Annotated in this window: 14 protein-coding genes; 11 read left to right on the plus strand and 3 right to left on the minus strand. The window is 59.8% G+C overall.

All coding sequences use genetic code 11. From position 1 onward, the window contains the following. Positions 1-4: 4 nt before the first annotated feature. Positions 5-679: a DUF6515 family protein gene (locus tag ABVT36_RS07215; protein ID WP_368455958.1), complete on the minus strand. Its 675-nt coding sequence runs from the start codon at positions 677-679 to the stop codon at positions 5-7. A gap of 318 nt (positions 680-997) precedes the next feature. Between ABVT36_RS07215 and panC the strand changes: the two genes are divergently transcribed. The 9 genes from panC (at position 998) to ABVT36_RS07260 (ending at position 10837) form a co-directional block, all read left to right on the plus strand. Beyond that, on the plus strand, positions 998-1846 hold the full coding sequence (gene panC / locus ABVT36_RS07220; RefSeq protein ID WP_368455985.1) for a pantoate--beta-alanine ligase: 849 nt from the start codon (positions 998-1000) through the stop codon (positions 1844-1846). 380 nt (positions 1847-2226) lie between these two features. After that, on the plus strand, positions 2227-4164 hold the full coding sequence (gene acs, locus ABVT36_RS07225; RefSeq protein ID WP_368455959.1) for an acetate--CoA ligase: 1938 nt from the start codon (positions 2227-2229) through the stop codon (positions 4162-4164). Positions 4165-4341: 177 nt separating this feature from the next. Continuing rightward, on the plus strand, positions 4342-4797 hold the full coding sequence (locus tag ABVT36_RS07230; protein WP_368455960.1) for a hypothetical protein: 456 nt from the start codon (positions 4342-4344) through the stop codon (positions 4795-4797). Then, positions 4794-5381 carry a GNAT family N-acetyltransferase gene (locus ABVT36_RS07235; protein WP_368455961.1) on the plus strand — a complete coding sequence of 196 codons (588 nt, stop codon included), beginning with the start codon at positions 4794-4796 and terminating at the stop codon, positions 5379-5381. Before ABVT36_RS07230 ends, ABVT36_RS07235 begins: the two co-directional genes overlap by 4 nt. A gap of 516 nt (positions 5382-5897) precedes the next feature. Next, entirely contained in the window at positions 5898-7400 is a 1503-nt protein-coding gene (locus tag ABVT36_RS07240) for a catalase (protein ID WP_368455962.1), read from the plus strand. 49 nt (positions 7401-7449) lie between these two features. Next, positions 7450-7911 carry an ankyrin repeat domain-containing protein gene (locus ABVT36_RS07245; protein ID WP_368455963.1) on the plus strand — a complete coding sequence of 154 codons (462 nt, stop codon included), beginning with the start codon at positions 7450-7452 and terminating at the stop codon, positions 7909-7911. A 252-nt stretch (positions 7912-8163) separates the two neighbouring features. Beyond that, positions 8164-9150, plus strand: a complete 987-nt coding sequence (locus ABVT36_RS07250) for a serine/threonine protein kinase (protein ID WP_367150120.1) — start codon at positions 8164-8166, stop codon at positions 9148-9150. A 15-nt stretch (positions 9151-9165) separates the two neighbouring features. After that, positions 9166-9987: a serine O-acetyltransferase gene (gene cysE / locus ABVT36_RS07255; RefSeq protein ID WP_368455964.1), complete on the plus strand. Its 822-nt coding sequence runs from the start codon at positions 9166-9168 to the stop codon at positions 9985-9987. 43 nt (positions 9988-10030) lie between these two features. Continuing rightward, positions 10031-10837 carry a GNAT family N-acetyltransferase gene (locus ABVT36_RS07260; RefSeq protein ID WP_368455966.1) on the plus strand — a complete coding sequence of 269 codons (807 nt, stop codon included), beginning with the start codon at positions 10031-10033 and terminating at the stop codon, positions 10835-10837. 41 nt (positions 10838-10878) lie between these two features. Here the strand turns inward: ABVT36_RS07260 and epmA are convergent, their stop codons facing one another. Together epmA and efp are read right to left on the minus strand one after the other, a co-directional pair. Beyond that, a complete protein-coding gene (gene epmA, locus ABVT36_RS07265; RefSeq protein ID WP_368455967.1) occupies positions 10879-11820 on the minus strand; it encodes an EF-P lysine aminoacylase EpmA in 942 nt (313 codons plus the stop codon). Positions 11821-11895: 75 nt separating this feature from the next. After that, complete coding sequence (gene efp / locus ABVT36_RS07270; protein WP_367150125.1) at positions 11896-12468, minus strand: elongation factor P; 573 nt, start codon at positions 12466-12468, stop codon at positions 11896-11898. Positions 12469-12577: 109 nt separating this feature from the next. Between efp and epmB the strand changes: the two genes are divergently transcribed. Together epmB and ABVT36_RS07280 are read left to right on the plus strand one after the other, a co-directional pair. Continuing rightward, entirely contained in the window at positions 12578-13615 is a 1038-nt protein-coding gene (gene epmB, locus ABVT36_RS07275) for an EF-P beta-lysylation protein EpmB (RefSeq protein ID WP_368455968.1), read from the plus strand. A gap of 431 nt (positions 13616-14046) precedes the next feature. Beyond that, a complete protein-coding gene (locus tag ABVT36_RS07280) occupies positions 14047-16137 on the plus strand; it encodes an EAL domain-containing protein (protein WP_368455969.1) in 2091 nt (696 codons plus the stop codon). Position 16138: the final 1 nt, after the last annotated feature.

Raw genomic sequence — 16138 nt, forward strand, 5'->3', positions numbered from 1 at the left:
CTTTTCAATACTGAAAGCCCGGATCTGCGACAACCCGGTAGGCGCGTGCAGAATTATCCCAGATATAGTAGGTATCGTAGGCGACGTAATAGTGGCTGCCGCCAAATGTCAGCGTGATCGCTGTGCCCGGCAGGCTCTGCACTATAGCTCCGGTGGGAGGCTTTACCACTATATAGCCATAATCCCGCGGGCGGTAAAAGATGCCGTCACTATAGAAAAACCTGAGGCCTCCGCAACGGATAGGCACGAAGCTGCGCGGCAACTGCCCCCAGCGGTAACCATAGTGGTAATGGGCTGGCCGCCAGCGGTAATGTCCCCGGCGAAAGTGGCGCTTTGCGTAGTAAGGCCGCGCGGGATAATGGTTTCGATAACGCTTTTTGTAGTGCCGCTTGTAGTAGGGGCGATGCCTGGGGGCGTGGCGAACGGATTTTCCCCGGTAGTGATGATCCTTACCTCGTGCCCTATGCTTTCGTTCTTTCCTGCTGCCCTGCTTCTCACTGCCGCGCGCCCGGTGCCGGCCAGCCCGCCGCTCGTCGCGGTTGTTCTGCTGGTGGCTATATTCTTTGCGGTATGCATCCTTGAGCGCGGAACCCGTGGTGGGGTGATAGCGGTCGGCGAGTACCGGTTGCGCCACTGCCAGCAGGCTGGCAGTGAGTATTACGACGGTTGGTGCTTTCATGGTTCTCTCCGGTGCCGCCCAGCGGCCTAGCATGGATTTGGGTGCCAGTGTGCGCTGGTGGGGCTGAATCTTTCCTGAACCGGGAGTGGATGTCTTCACTTACACTCAGCCGGCAACTGCATCGGAGGTTGGATCTGAGGTGTGGATGGCGCTAGGGGGATACTGGGCGATACTTTCATTTATGCGAAGATTGCGGCAAAAGTCCGGTATTCATATATTTATCAGCGATGAATGGGGCCGTCCTACTGGCGGAATTGTCGCTGTCGGTCCCAGCGAGTATGATGCCGCGCAGCTAAATTCCGCCTGAAAATGAGTGTGATGCAAGTATTTCACCATGTGGCAAGCCTGCGCGGGGCGCTGGCAGAGGCCCGCACCGCCGGCAAGACCATCGGGTTTGTCCCCACTATGGGCAACCTGCACGATGCCCATATCGAGCTGGTCAGTCTGGCGCGCCAGCTTTGTGATCTGGTGGTGGTTTCCATCTTCGTCAACCGGCTGCAATTCGGGCTCAATGAAGACTGGGACAAGTATCCGCGAACCCTGGAGCGGGATATGGCGCGGCTGAGTGCCGCCAACTGCGATTTTCTGTTTCACCCGGAAGAGAGCGAGATTTATCCCAACGGTATGGATCAGCAGACCCGGGTGGTTTGTCCCGCTATGACAGATGTGCTTTGTGGTGCCAGTCGGCCCGGCCACTTCGAGGGGGTGACTACGGTGGTGGCCAAGCTGTTCAATATCGTACAGCCCCACAAGGCAATATTCGGCATCAAGGATTTCCAGCAGTTGGCGGTGATCCGCCGGATGGTGCAGGACCTGTGTATTCCCGTCGAGATCGTCGCCGCTCCGGTCCACCGCGAGCCCGACGGACTGGCCATGAGTTCCCGCAACAGCTATATCACCGCCGATGAGCGGCCGCGGGCAGCGATACTCAGTCAGGCCTTGAACCGGACACGGGAGCAGCTGCAGTCCGGCCGGCGCGATTTTGCCGCGCTGGAAGAAGAGGGCGTGCGGTGTATCGAGGATGCCGGCTTCCGGGTGGACTACTTTTCTGTCCGCAACAGCCACAGCCTCGCGCCGGCCGCCCACGACGACACCGAGATTACCGTCCTGGGTGCCATTTACACCAGCGCCGCGCGCCTGATCGACAATGTCTCCCTGGAGCTGTAGCGCCCGCCGGTGCAATCGCCCTGAGCCCATTGCTTGAAGTGCCGGTCCGACCATTCGCCAGCATCTGTTGATCAGTTGCCGCCGCACTGCCTGTATCGCCGTGTCCCGCACTGAGAGGCAGAGGGTCTGTTCTCTCACCCTGGGCCAACTCTATTTGCTGACTTAAACTGCGCGAACCTGGACATTTTGCGTCGCGACATAAGAAAAATTGCGCGCCATTCCATTAGGCTACGCGGAATGATTTTGGCGGGCGCGTTAAGATGGTGGAGAAAACTGGCTGACAGCGTTGTCATCTTTGTTTCGTCAATGCTATAACAGGCCCTCCACCCAGATCCAATGACCGCGCTGGCGGAGTCCCATAATGCTCACGGGAGAAACCGATGTCAGAAGTCCACACCCGCTCTGTACCTGATGATTACGCTGCCGAGGCCCATATCCGCGCCGATGATTACCACCGGATGTACCGCCAGTCGGTAGCGGACGCCGAGGCTTTCTGGGCGCAGCAGGCGAAAGATTTTCTGCAGTGGCAAAAACCCTTTACCCGGGTTGTCGAGGAAGATCTGAACCGCGGCCACTGTGCGTGGTTCCCGGACGGTGAACTCAATGTCACCGTCAACTGTATCGACCGCCATCTGCCCTCAAGGGCGGAGCAGACCGCCATCATCTGGGAGGGCGATGATCCCGCACAGAGCTGCCGCATTACCTACGCGGAGTTGCACGCGCATGTGTGTCGCTTCGCCAACCTGCTCAAGCAGCGGGGGGTAAAAAAGGGGGATCGCGTCTGTATCTACATGCCGATGATTCCCGAAGCTGCCTATGCGATGCTCGCCTGTGCCCGTATCGGGGCTGTTCACTCAGTGGTGTTCGGCGGATTCTCTCCGGAATCTCTCAAGGACCGTATTCTCGATTCCGATTGCCGCCTGGTGATTACCGCCGACGAGGGTGTGCGCGGTGGCAGGAAGGTGCCGCTCAAGGCCAATGTGGACCTGGCGCTAGCCGAATGCCCCAAGGTGCACACGGCCATAGTGGTAAAGCGCACCGGGGCCAATGTGGACTGGGACAGCAGCCGGGATATCTGGTATGCGGAATCGGTTGCCGCGCAGAGCGCTGACTGCGAGCCGGAGGTAATGGGGGCGGAGGACCCCTTGTTTATCCTCTACACCTCTGGCTCCACCGGCAAACCCAAGGGTGTTCTGCACACGACCGCCGGCTATCTGCTGATGGCCTCGATGACTTTTAAGTACACCTTTGACTACAAGGAGGGGGATGTATTCTGGTGCACCGCCGATGTGGGCTGGATCACTGGGCACAGCTATATTGTGTACGGCCCCCTGAGCGCTGGCGGTACCACTCTGATGTTTGAGGGTGTGCCCACCTATCCCGATGCGTCCCGCTGCTGGCAGGTGGTGGACAAACACCAGGTCAATATTTTTTACACTGCACCCACGGCCATCCGCGCACTCATGGGGGCCGGCGACGAATACGTGACCAACACGGACCGCAGCTCGCTCAAGTTACTTGGCACAGTAGGTGAGCCCATTAATCCAGAGGCCTGGGAGTGGTACTACTCAGTGGTGGGAAATGGGAGCTGCCCCATCGTCGACACCTGGTGGCAGACGGAGACCGGCGCGCACATGATCACACCCCTGCCCGGGGCAGTGGCCCTCAAGCCGGGTTCCGCAACCCTGCCGTTCTTTGGAGTGCAGCCGGCGCTGCTCGATGAACAGGGGCGGGAGATCGAGGGTGAAGGCGAGGGCGCGCTGGTAATGAAAGCCAGTTGGCCGGGAATGATTCGCACTGTGTTCGGCAACCACCAACGCATGATCGATACCTATTTCTCTGCGTTTCCCGGCTACTACTTTACCGGCGATGGCGCGCGCCGGGATGCCGACGGCTATTACTGGATCACCGGCCGTATCGACGATGTGCTCAACGTATCCGGTCACCGCCTGGGAACCGCGGAAATCGAAAGTGCGATAGTGTTGCATGAAGACACGGCGGAGGCCGCAGTGGTGGGTTATCCACACGACATAAAGGGGCAGGGGATCTATGCCTATGTAACCCTGAAAGCGGGCCACCAACCCTCGGATGCACTGCGCCGGCAGTTGATCGACCTGTGTGTGCAGGAAATAGGTCCCATCGCCAAGCCGGACATTATCCAGTGGGCGCCCAGCCTGCCGAAAACCCGTTCCGGTAAAATCATGCGCCGTATACTGCGTAAGATTGCCTGTAACGAACTGGACAGCCTGGGTGATATCTCAACCCTGGCGGACCCGTCGGTAGTTGAGCACCTGATTGAGGAGCGCGCCAATCAATAGTGGGAGGACGCGGGGAAATATCCGGCAGAACCCAGTGCTGCCGCCCCGCAACTCTGAATTGCGCAAAACATAGCGGGCGCGCAGGCAGCTTAGGTTCCCCAGTTTCGCATAAAAGCCGGGCAGGGCCCGGCATTTTGTTTTAAGCTCTCGCAGTTTTGCTTACCTTGGATCTGATTCATGGACGTTACCATTGAGGAGCAGCTTGCGGTACCCGGGGGATTGGTACAGCACGAATATCTCTGTCAGCACTATCGCTTCAATGCGGAGCAGAGGCTAAAGGCCTTCAATCTGTTTGTGGTGCTCAGCATGTTTGTCGAAGGCGGCATCTTTACCGCGGTAGAAAAAGATTTTCACCCTCTGACGTTGGCGTTGCTGGGCGGCTTTGTGCTGATACTGTCCACAGTGTTCTGGCTGGTGGATATGCGCAGTCGCCAATTGCTCAAACTGGCGGTACCGGGATTGCGGCGACTGGAACAGGAGCTGCCGCCGCAGGCGCGAATCTTCTGTCACGATGAAGCGAAGCGCGGTCGTCTGATCCGATACAGTTTTGCCATCCGTGCGCTGCTGGCAGCGCAGTTTGTATTTGGCCTCGGTGTGGCGATGTTCGGTGTTTGGCGGTGGATACAGGGATGAACCCGGACGGCCTCGGCCAGAGTCTTCCAACACTCCCAGGACGTGCTTTTTGCTTTCGCTGGCTGGGGGAGGCCGATTTACCCGAGCTTCAGGAAATCTTTGGCGATGCGGATGTGGTGCGCTTTATGGCGCTGACCCGCCTGACCAACCGGAAGCAGGCGCAGCGGTTTTTGAACTCCATTCTGCAGGGGTTTGCCAGCGGCACCCTTTACCAATGGGGGCTGGAGTATCGGGGCCGGATCATCGGTTCCTGCACCCTCGCCGCAATAGACCGCAGTCACCGCCGGGCTGAAATTGGATTCGCACTGGCGCGCCGGTTTCAGGGGCGGGGGCTGATGGCGGAGGCGGTGCCGCTGGTGTTGGATTTTGCCTTCAAACAATTGGCGCTGCATCGGGTTGAAGCCGATGTGGACCCCCGCAACAAAGCGTCACTGGTACTGCTGGAGAAACTTGGCTTTCGCCGCGAGGGGTTGTTGCGGGAGCGGTTTACCGATGAAGAGGGTTTTCAGGATTCCCTGATGCTGGGATTACTGAGTCGTGAATGGTGCAACGCCAACAGACCGGCCGCGTCGGGGGGTAACTGATATTTCCGGTCCCTGGCAGGTTGTTGAAAAAGGCATCCTGCCTGTTTCAAAACACGAAAAGCGGAAAATGTGATTTTCAGTTTTCTCCCCGTTTTGTTCCAGCCTGAAGTTATTCGTCCGGCAATTCAATTTTGACTGCAACAGCTATGCCGTGGGGCCTCTGTACCCAGCCCCCAACCGGGCAGCGCCCCATTCTCCGGGTTTCTTCGACCGCGTGGGTATAGCGCTGAAGACAATACTGATGAATCTGTAGCACTGGGAGCAAGGTTCTCGCTTCCATTGTTCACCGTCGGCGAACCCCAATGCCGGCAGAATTTAAACCGCCAATCAACACTGCCGGATCAACAGCTGAGGGTCCAGCTTTCTCCCGATCGGCTCACCGCGTCTGCACTCTGCCCAACAGAATAGCCGTGCTCTATCAAAACTATAACCATGAACAATTTCCTTAATCAGTCTGCATAAGATTTACTGGGCTCGGACATTTAGTCGGACAGAACACCAGAGGCGGTAACTTTGATGAAAAAAACTCTTATATTTTTTTTTTCTATTGGCCTGATAGGCAGTGTCAATGCGCAAACCCTGACCCGCGACAACGGGGCACCGGTGGGGGACAATCAGAACTCCCAGACTGCGGGAGCTAATGGGCCCACCCTGTTGCAGGATGTGCAGCTTATCCAAAAATTACAGCGCTTTGCCCGCGAACGGATTCCGGAGCGGGTGGTGCACGCGCGTGGTACCGGTGTTCACGGCGAATTCGTGGCGACCAGGAATATACGCGATCTCACCAGTGCAGAGGTATTTAAGCGCGGTGAAAAGACCCCGGTTTTCGTGCGCTTCTCCACCGTGATTCATTCCAAGGGTTCACCGGAAACCCTGCGCGATCCGCGGGGTTTTGCCACCAAGTTTTACACTCGCGAAGGCAACTGGGACCTGGTGGGAAACAATCTGCCGGTCTTCTTTATTCGCGATGCGATCAAATTTCCCGACATGGTTCATTCCCTGAAGCCGTCGCCGGTCACCAATCAGCAGGATCCCAACCGCTTCTTTGACTTTTTCAGCCATGTGCCGGAATCCACCCATATGCTCACCTGGGTTTACTCGGACTTTGGTACCCCCGCCAACCTGCGCCAGATGGACGGTTTCGGTGTGCACGCCTACAAGCTGATCAACCGCAAGGGCGAGACACACTACGTGAAGTTTCACTGGAAGAGCCGCCAGGGCATCAACAACCTGACCGCAGCAGAGGCGACGGACATTCAGGGGCGGGATTTCAGCCATGCCACACGGGATATGTACGATGCGGTTGCGCGGGGCGATTACCCACAGTGGGACCTGTATATCAAGGTGCTGAAGCCGTCGCAACTGGATGACTTTGATTACAATCCGCTGGACGCGACCAAAATGTGGCTCGATGTGGAAGAAATGAAAGTCGGCACCATGACCTTGAACCGCACACCGGACAATTTCTTTCAGGAAACAGAGCAGTCGGCTTTCGCCCCGGCCAATCTCGTGCCCGGTATTGAACCTTCGGAAGATCGCCTGCTGCAGGGTCGTATATTTTCCTATGCCGATACCCAGATGTATCGCTTGGGGCCGAATCATCAGCAGTTGCCGATCAATCGCCCGCGGGTAGCGGTGGCCAACTGGAATCAGGATGGTGCGGGTAACCACGGGCATCAGAAATCCGATGTCAACTATCAGCCGAGCCGTCTGGAGCCGCGCCTGGAGGATCGCCGCGGACTTTACACTCCCACGGCGCTGTCGGGCAGCACTCAACAGCAGGCGATTGCCAAGCAGCAGCCTTTCGCCCAGGCCGGTGTGCTCTACCGCAGCTTCGACAGCCAGCAGCAACAGCACCTGATCGAAAACCTGGCCAGTGATCTGAGCAGGGTACGCGACAGCGATACCAAGCACATTATGCTCAGTTTCTTTTATCGCGCGGACAAGGGTTTCGGTGAGCGCCTGACCAAGGCAGTCGGTGCCGATCTGAAAAAAGTTGAACGGCTCAGCAATACCTGATGCCGAGGCCGGGCGGCGGGCCCGCCCGGCTGTTTAAGGAGATGTAGCGATGAGAAGCCTATTAGTCACACTGTTGTTGCTGACCCTGAGCAGCCATGCCGCTGAGGGGGGGTCAGAGTCCCGATTTGAGGACCTGCTGCCCTATTATTTCGCCGCGGCGCGCAGCGACAATATCGAAGTATTGAGTGAGTTCGCCGAGGCGGGCTTTCCCCTGGATGTCAGGAACCCCAAGGGCTACACGGCACTGATGATCGCCACCTACCACGGCAATAGCGAAGCGGCGAACTATCTGCTGGCCCAGGGCGCCGACGCCTGCGCCGAGGACAACCGGGGCAATACCGCTCTGATGGCGGCGATCTTTCGCGGTGAGTTCGCTCTGGCCCGCACCTTGATTCAGCGGGATTGCGACCTGCAGCACCGCAACAAGGCCGGCAACTCCGCTGCCGGTTTCGCGCAGGTTTTCGGCCGCGACAAAATTGCCCGCTTGCTAGGGTCTGTTGACACTAACTGAGATAGCCCTGCTACCGGAATATGGATGTTCCGGCAAAATCGACGACGCCTAAGTCGTTGATTTTGGGCGAAAAGTGAAAATCACATTTTTCGCTTTTCGTATTTTGAAACAGGCAGGATGCCTTTTTCAACAACCTGCTAGAGAGCCAGGAGGCGCAGCCGGTGGGGTGAGCACCCGGCAGTTTCGGGTTCTGTTTGTTCCCGCGGGGGGAAAGGCGTAGCATAGCGAGCCGCAACCCCGTCGGTAGCCGCAATGTCCCAAAGTCATCACCCCTATGAAACGCTGACACCCGATGTAGTGATCGACAGTGTGGAGTCCCTGGGACTGCTGTCAGACGCGCGAATATTTCCCCTTAACAGCTATGAAAACCGCGTCTACCAGGTGGGGATCGAGGGGGGCGAGCCGCTGATCGCCAAATTCTATCGTCCCGGCCGCTGGACGGATGCGCAAATACTGGAAGAGCACGAATTCTCCCTGGAGCTGGCGGCAGCCGAGATCCCCGTGGTGGCCCCGCTGCAGTTTGAGGGGCGGACACTGATGGAATTCAACGGCTTCCGTTTTGCTCTTTTCCCGCGCCGCGGCGGGCGCCAGCTGGAACTGGACAATCTGGAGCACCTGGAGCAGGTGGGCACCATGCTCGGTCGCCTTCACGCCGTCGGTGCGGCACGCTCCTTCAGCTGTCGCCCGGGACTCACCCTGCAGCACTTTGCCGTGGACAGCCGCGCGTTTATTCTGCAGGGGGATTTCCTGCCGCGGGAGAACCGCGATGCTTACGCCTCCATCAGCGCGGATATTATCGATACCATCAGGCCACTGTTTGAGCGCGAGTGGCAAAATCTGCGATTGCACGGTGACTGCCACAGTGGCAATTTTCTATGGCGTGACGGCACTCCCTGGTTTGTGGATATGGACGACTGTCTCAGCGGCCCGGCGATCCAGGATATCTGGATGCTGATTTCCGGCAGCCGCGCGGAGCAGACCGCCTGTCTGGATACCGTGGTGGAGGGCTATGAAACCTTTACCGAATTCAATCCGCAACAATTGCAACTGATTGAGCCCCTGCGCTGCCTGCGGCAGATACACCACGCTGCCTGGTTGGCGCGCCGCTGGCAGGATCCGGCGTTTCCGCTGGCATTTCCCTGGTTCAACTCGCCGCGCTATTGGGCGGAACACATTCTGGCTCTGCGCGAGCAACAGGCGGCACTGCAGGAGCCGCCCCTGGTGCTGGGCGCAGTTTGATAGGGAGGGGTATTGATGCAGGCGCACACACCGGCTGCTGCGGAGGAGGCCTTGTGGCAGAGAATTCGCGCGGAAGTGACCCTTCAGGTGGAACGGGAGCCGATCCTGGCGAGCTTTCTCCACGCCACCATTCTCAATCACTCGACGCTGGAAGCGGCGCTGAGCTTTCACCTGGCCAACAAACTGGACAGCCCGGTAGCACCGGCGCTGTTGATTCGCGAAGTGATCGACGGGGCACTGGCGGGGGATCCCGCCATTGGCGCCGCGGCCCGCACCGATCTCTCAGCCGTTTACCAGCGGGATTCCGCCTGTAAATCCCTGTACGAGCCATTTCTCTATTTTAAGGGATACCACGCTCTGCAGGCCTGGCGGGTGGCCCACTGGCTGTGGCGGGAAGGTCGCCGCTCGCTGGCGCTGTTCCTGCAACACCGGATTTCGATGGTGTTCAGTGTCGACATCCACCCGGCGGCACAGTTGGGGAGGGGCATACTGCTGGATCATGCCACCGGCATCGTGATAGGTGAGACTGCGGTGGTGGAGGACAATGTGTCGATCATGCAGTCGGTCACCCTCGGTGGCACTGGCAAGGAGAGCGGTGACCGTCACCCCAAGGTGCGCTGCGGTGTGTTGATCGGGGCCGGCAGCAAGGTGCTGGGCAACATTGAAATTGGCAGTTGTGCCCAGATCGCCTCCGGCAGCGTTGTGCTCAAGTCGGTGCCGGCCAGGAAACTGGTGGCGGGAGTGCCCGCACGGGAAATAGGCCGGGCGACCTGTGCCGAGCCGGCGCTGTCCATGGATCACTGCGCCCTGACCCAGGTGGATCGGCAGCTGCCGTGATAGCCATCCCCGGGTGTCGCGCTCTCCCACAGCCGCTATTCTTATGGGTATGAAGTACAGTCTCAGTGCCAAGAATCTGGTCTGCCGCAATCTGGAAACCCATGCCAGCTATTGTGCGGGTCTGCTCAACCCGGATCACACCAGAGAGATTACCGGGATACTGCGCGTTGACAGTGGATTGCTCTCCTACAGCTTGAACCGCACAGTCACCAACACGGTGATGCCGGCGCGGATTTTGCGGCGCTTCGTGGTGGAATACTTTGCCGAACGCCACAGCCCCTTCACCCTCTGGCACTGCGCGAACAAACCGCTGGATGATGCCGAGATGGAGGAGCTGGGGTTTACGCGCCGGGAGCCGATGGTGGCCATGGTGGCGGAGGTACAGCGGCTGGCGATGGAAGAGAGCCTGACGGAGGACCTTCGGGGAGGGCTGGAGATAGCGCCGGTGACCGCCGATAACCTGATGGAGTACGGCGATTTGCAGGCGGCGCAGTTTGCCGGTGAGCGGGAGGGCCCGCAGCTAAAGAAGTTTTACCATCACCTGCACGGTCTGCCGGAGTCCAAGCGCAGCCGCCTCAAGTTGTTTCTCGCCCGCCTCGGGAGTGAGCCTGTAGCCGGTGGCTGCCTGTTTGCCTCAGCGGACGCGCTCGGCTTTTACGACCTGCTGACTCTGGAGGCCTACCGCGAACGGGGGATCGGTAAGGCGCTCTTCTGCCATCTGCTGGAGCAGGCATCCCACAGCCATCAAAAGCACGCGGTGGCACTCACCGCGCCGGATAAACAGGAGCTGCTGCTGGAAGCCGGTTTTTTCGCCGTGGGGGAAGTTGCCCAGTATCGTTTCGAGCCCTGACAGCCCGCTAGGGGCCCCATCTCGATTGGGATGCGCCGGTTTCAGGCCCGCTCTATGGGGAAGGCGATGACCTCCTCGATGGAATCGTAACCCCCCGCCAGCATCAGCATCCGGTCGACCCCCAATGCCACTCCGGCACACTCCGGCATACCGGCCCGGAGCGCCTGCACCAGGCGCTCCTCGAAGGGGTAAAGCGGCAACTGGTGAGCCCTGCGGTACTTGTGGTCTGCCCGCAAGCGGCGCTGCTGTTCCTCCGCATCGGTCAGTTCCCAGTAGCCGTTGGCCAGCTCCATCCCGCCCGCATAGGCCTCAAAACGGCGTGCAACCAAGGTGCCGCGGTCGTCTTCGGACAGCCGGGCCAGGGCCGCCTGGCTGGCGGGGAAGTCGTACACCAGGGTGATACCCTCACCCATGGAGGGCTCCAGCCGGTGACTGAGCAGCAGATCGAGACACTCGTCGCGGCTGGCTGGCTCATAGTCCGCATCCACTTCTCGCTGCACACAGTGGCACAGTTCGGCGGTGCTGGCGCTGTGGGGGTCCAGACCCAGTTCCCGCGCGAACAGATCCCTATAGCTCAGCGCATGCACATCGGTTATGTGCAGTAAACTGCAGAGTAGCTCCCCCACTTCCGTCATCAGGCGGCGGTCATCCCAGCCGCAGCGGTACCACTCCAGCATGGTGAATTCGGGATTGTGGCGTCCGCCGGACTCCCCCTCGCGGAACGCCTTGCCCAGGTAGTAGCAATCGCCGACGCCGGCGGCCAGCAGTCGTTTCATGCCGAACTCCGGGCTGGTGGCGAGAAAGGCGGGCGCGCCGTTGCACTGGGCGGTGATCGACGCGATATGGGGGTCGCTGGTAGCGCGGCGCGACAACAGCGGCACGTCCACCTCCAACAGGGACCGGTCGCTGAAGAAGCGGCGGATGCCCCCCAATAATGCCCCGCGCTTGCGCAGGCTTTCCGGTCCGGCGGTGGGTTGCCACATAGTGTATCCGGCGTTGATCTCAGCGGGCTGGCTGGCCGCGGTTGCCGCCCTCCGTAAGCAGCGGTGCGGCAGGCTTTAGTCTTCCTTGGCGCGACCGAGATACTCCCCGGTCCTGGTATCCACTTTGATGGTCTCGCCGATTTCCAGAAACAGAGGCACCTTGACCACGGCGCCGGTGGACAGGGTGGCGGGCTTGGTGCCGCCCTGGGCGGTGTCGCCGCGCACGCCGGGGTCCGTATCGCTGATTTCCAGGATTACATGATTGGGTGGGGTCACTGCCAGTGGTGCCCCGTTGTAGAGGGTAACCGTGCAGACATCCTGCTCCTTGAGCCACTTGGCGGAGTCGCCCACTACGTCGGCGCTGGCCTGGTGCTGTTCAAAGGTCTCCGGCTCCATGAAGTGGTAGAAGTCGCCATCGTTGTACAGATACTCCATATCGCGATCCATCACGTCCGCGGCCTCCAGGCTCTCGCCGGAGCGGAAGGTGCGTTCCCACACGCGGCCGGTCTTCAGGTTGCGCAGCTTGACGCGGTTGAATGCCTGCCCCTTGCCGGGTTTGACGAATTCATTTTCGACGATGGAGCATGGGTCTCCGTCCAGCATTACCTTGAGACCGCCCCTGAATTCGTTGGTGGAGTAACTTGCCATGGAATCCTCTAATTCAAACAAAATGCGGGGCCGGAACTGTTGGCGGCCCTTTCAATTTTTGCCTAGCTGGTTAAAAATCGCGCGTTTCGCGCAACGGAAATAGTCCTTAATGATACCGCACGCTCCAGCTTCCGGTGAAATAGTCGCCCGCGAATCGTCTGCCGCAGCCGATATACCCCGCTGGCAGGACCAGCTGGCCGACCTTGTCACCGACCCGGCTGAGCTGATCCGGTTGCTGCAGCTGAACCCAGCCAGCCTGCCTGATGCCCTGCGGGCCAGCGGCGATTTCCAGTTGCGGGTTCCGCGCCCTTTGCTGAAGCGGATAAAGCCCGGAGACCCCCGCGATCCGCTGCTGTTGCAGGTGCTGCCCGGTGCGGCGGAGCTGGAGCAGACCCCCGGCTTCAGTGCCGACCCCCTGGCGGAAATGGCCGCTAACCCGATTCCCGGCCTGGTGCACAAGTACCACGGCCGCCTGCTGCTGATTGCCGCGGGGCAGTGTGCAGTCAACTGCCGTTACTGTTTTCGGCGCCGCTTTCCCTACGCCCAGAATCATCCAGACCGCACCCAGTGGCGGGCGGCGTTGGACTATATCCGCGCCCGGCCCGAGTTGCGTGAAGTCATTCTGAGCGGTGGCGACCCACTGGTGCTCGGCGACCGACAGCTTCGCTGGCTGGCTGACGAACTGGCCGCTATTCCCCAGTTGAGCACCCTGCGGGTGCACACGCGCCTGCCGGTGGTCATACCCAGTCGGGTCACCGGCGGACTCCTGGAGTGGTTTGCGGGTACCCGGCTGAAACCGGTGCTGGTCCTGCACTGCAACCATCCCAACGAGATCGACAGTGAGGTTCGGGCCGCCCTGGAGAGACTGCGCAGGGGTAATGTGACGCTCCTGAACCAGGCCGTGTTGCTCAAGGGTGTCAATGACTCAGCGGAAGTACTGGCCAGACTCAGCGAGACGTTGTTTGATGCCGGCGTTCTACCCTACTACCTCCATCAACTGGACCGCGTGGAGGGCGCTGCCCACTTCGAGGTTCCGGACCGCCGGGCGGTGGAGTTACTGGAGCAGTTGCGCGGGTGTCTGCCTGGCTATCTGGTGCCAAGGCTGGTGCGGGAGATTCCCGCAAAAGCGTCCAAGACCCCTCTGTGATTGATCATGCAGGGGTTACCAATCTGGCAACTTATTTTGGGTCGCCGGGTTAATAATCTCACCGGGAGGGCAGACTTCCCCGTGCACAATGCGGGTGGTTACACCTAAAGCCTAAAGAGGATTGGCGCAAAAATCATCTTAATGAATGCCGGTCACTAAACTTAACGCTCAACCATCCCTTGCCCCGCCGGCAGCCCTTGGGTCCATTCCCGAGAGGGCATTGTTGCTCGGGGCTTGTGCGCCGGTGAAAACCTTTGCTGCTCCCCCAATCCTGTTTACTTCTCCTCGCCCGCTTGTGACATCCGTCTCCTACCGGCAGCGACCGGGCTCTTGTAAGTGACCGAGGCGGCGACCTAAACTTAGGGTTTTTCCGGCCGGTACCGTCGGTGGCGGCCCCGCCGCTGTGGCAGTGGGCAGCGAGAGCAAAAATAATGAGCAGCAGCGATACTATCCGACTCCTCCTGATTCACGATACACCGTCCGAGGCCCAGCGGCTGGTAAGCATGCTGAACAACGCCGGCCGGCCCAACCGCGCCCAGCGTGTGGCCAGCGAACCGGCCCTGGTGAAATTGTTGCAGGACAAAAGCTGGGATCTGCTGATTGCTGCCGAACACAGTCAGGAGCTTCCTGCCGCGGTGGCACTGCGCACCATCAATAAACTGCAAAAGGACATTCCCGTGGTGCTGCTGACCGAGCGCAACGGTGCGCAGCCGGTGGTCGAGGGATTAAAACTGGGCGCCCGCGAAGTGGTTACCGTGGATGAAGATCAACACCTGTTGCTGGTCATTCAGCGCGAGATGGGAGCGCTCGATAACCGCCGCCAGGCTCGCCTGCACGACCGCCGTTACCATGCGACACTGCAGCGCGCCAAGGAGCTGCTCGACAGCTCCAAAGACGGCATTGCCTATGTCTCGGACGGTCTTATCGTTTACGCCAACGAATCCTTTGCCGAGCGATTTGGTTATGATTCCAACGACGAGATCGAGTATCAGCCGCTGATCGATATGCTCCCCAGCGGCGAGCAGGAAGGGGCGCGCGAATTTCTCCGGCAGTGTGCGATGGACCACAATGAAGTGGAAGTGCGGGAGTGGCAATTCAGTGCAAAAACCGCATCCGGCAAACCACTGCCTGTTCGCGCCCAGGTGCTCGCCACCGTTTACGAGGATGAACCCTGTATACAAATACGCATCGCCGCCAAAGGGGCTGACACTGGGCAGCTGGAGGCGCAGCTCAGCGACATCAAAAACCGCGACCCCCTGACCGGCCTCTACAACCGCCAGTATTTCCTGCACATGCTGGACTCGGCAATTAAATCCAATGCCGGGTCGCGCCGCACCGGCGGTCTCATGTACATCGAGGTGGACCGCTTTGAGGAGGCAGTGCAAAAAGCCGTCGGTGTGGCGGGGGCCGATGCGGTGCTGAAAAAAATGGCGGAGATTCTGCAATCCACCCTGCGCCGGGGTGACCAACTGGCGCGCTACGGCGAGCAGAGTTTCAGTCTCATGCTGGCGGAGACCACACCGGACAACGCCGAGCAGCGCGCGGTGGAATTGCTGGGCAAAATAGCCGATACCATCTTCGACGCGGCCGGCAAAACAGTGCGGGCAACTGTCTCTGTGGGTATTTCACTCCTGAGCGAAGCGTCCGCCGGCGTGGAAAAAGTGCTCGAGCAGGCATTGCAGGCCCATCACCAGGTGCTGAAAAAGCACACCGAGGGCAATGGCTGCGCCCTGTACGAGCCGGACATCGAGCAGGCCGGGGATGCGGACACCTATCACCGGGCCCGCGTGATTCAGGCGTTGGAATCCGGCAGCATGAAATTGCTGTATCAGCCGGTACTCAGCCTGCAGGGCAGCGGTGAACAGCTTTACGAAGTGCTGGTGCGACTGATTGACGCCAACAGCGAAGAACTGTCGCCGGTAGCCTTCCTGCAGACCCTGGGCGACGCCGGCCTCTCCAGCAAGCTGGACCGCTGGGTGATTCTCGCCGCTATCAAGGCCGCCGCCGCCCAGCGTGCGGCCGGCCGGGAGGTTTCCCTGCTGTTGCACATCAGCGTCGCTTCGCTGGTAGACACCGGGCTGCCACCCTGGCTGGGGGTGGCTTTCAGGGCTGCCAAGGTGCCGCCCAAGCTGGTGTCGTTCCAGCTGCGCCAGGAGGATATCGACAGCCATCTGCACGCTGCGCGGGATTTTACCAAGCAGGTACAGGAGCTGGGTTGCCGCGTAGCGGTTTGCCATTTTGGCACTGGGCTCAATCCTTTCAAGATGCTTGAGCATGTGCGGGTGGATATCGCCAAGGTGGACCCGTCTTTCGTCCGTGAAGTGCAGGACGAAGGGGAGAGCAGTGATACTCTGGCCGGTTTGGTCAAGCAGCTGGCCGCCGCCAATACCAAGGTCATAGTGCCGCACGTGGAGCAGGCCAGTATGCTGCCGACCCTGTGGCAGACCGGCACCGACTATATTCAGGGCTATTACGTCCAGGCCCCCGCCGAAAAAATGGACTTCGATTTCAGCCTCGACTGAT

The organism is Microbulbifer sp. TYP-18, from assembly GCF_040932045.1.
GTDB lineage: Bacteria > Pseudomonadota > Gammaproteobacteria > Pseudomonadales > Cellvibrionaceae > Microbulbifer.

Excerpts from the sequence above, each read along its gene's own strand:
- ABVT36_RS07215 (WP_368455958.1), bottom strand. The coding sequence starts at position 679 with ATGAAAGCACCAACCGTCGTAATACTCACTGCCAGCCTGCTGGCAGTG.
- panC (WP_368455985.1), top strand. The coding sequence starts at position 998 with ATGCAAGTATTTCACCATGTGGCAAGCCTGCGCGGGGCGCTGGCAGAG.
- acs (WP_368455959.1), top strand. The coding sequence starts at position 2,227 with ATGTCAGAAGTCCACACCCGCTCTGTACCTGATGATTACGCTGCCGAG.
- ABVT36_RS07230 (WP_368455960.1), top strand. The coding sequence starts at position 4,342 with ATGGACGTTACCATTGAGGAGCAGCTTGCGGTACCCGGGGGATTGGTA.
- ABVT36_RS07235 (WP_368455961.1), top strand. The coding sequence starts at position 4,794 with ATGAACCCGGACGGCCTCGGCCAGAGTCTTCCAACACTCCCAGGACGT.
- ABVT36_RS07240 (WP_368455962.1), top strand. The coding sequence starts at position 5,898 with ATGAAAAAAACTCTTATATTTTTTTTTTCTATTGGCCTGATAGGCAGT.
- ABVT36_RS07245 (WP_368455963.1), top strand. The coding sequence starts at position 7,450 with ATGAGAAGCCTATTAGTCACACTGTTGTTGCTGACCCTGAGCAGCCAT.
- ABVT36_RS07250 (WP_367150120.1), top strand. The coding sequence starts at position 8,164 with ATGTCCCAAAGTCATCACCCCTATGAAACGCTGACACCCGATGTAGTG.
- cysE (WP_368455964.1), top strand. The coding sequence starts at position 9,166 with ATGCAGGCGCACACACCGGCTGCTGCGGAGGAGGCCTTGTGGCAGAGA.
- ABVT36_RS07260 (WP_368455966.1), top strand. The coding sequence starts at position 10,031 with ATGGGTATGAAGTACAGTCTCAGTGCCAAGAATCTGGTCTGCCGCAAT.
- epmA (WP_368455967.1), bottom strand. The coding sequence starts at position 11,820 with ATGTGGCAACCCACCGCCGGACCGGAAAGCCTGCGCAAGCGCGGGGCA.
- efp (WP_367150125.1), bottom strand. The coding sequence starts at position 12,468 with ATGGCAAGTTACTCCACCAACGAATTCAGGGGCGGTCTCAAGGTAATG.
- epmB (WP_368455968.1), top strand. The coding sequence starts at position 12,578 with ATGATACCGCACGCTCCAGCTTCCGGTGAAATAGTCGCCCGCGAATCG.
- ABVT36_RS07280 (WP_368455969.1), top strand. The coding sequence starts at position 14,047 with ATGAGCAGCAGCGATACTATCCGACTCCTCCTGATTCACGATACACCG.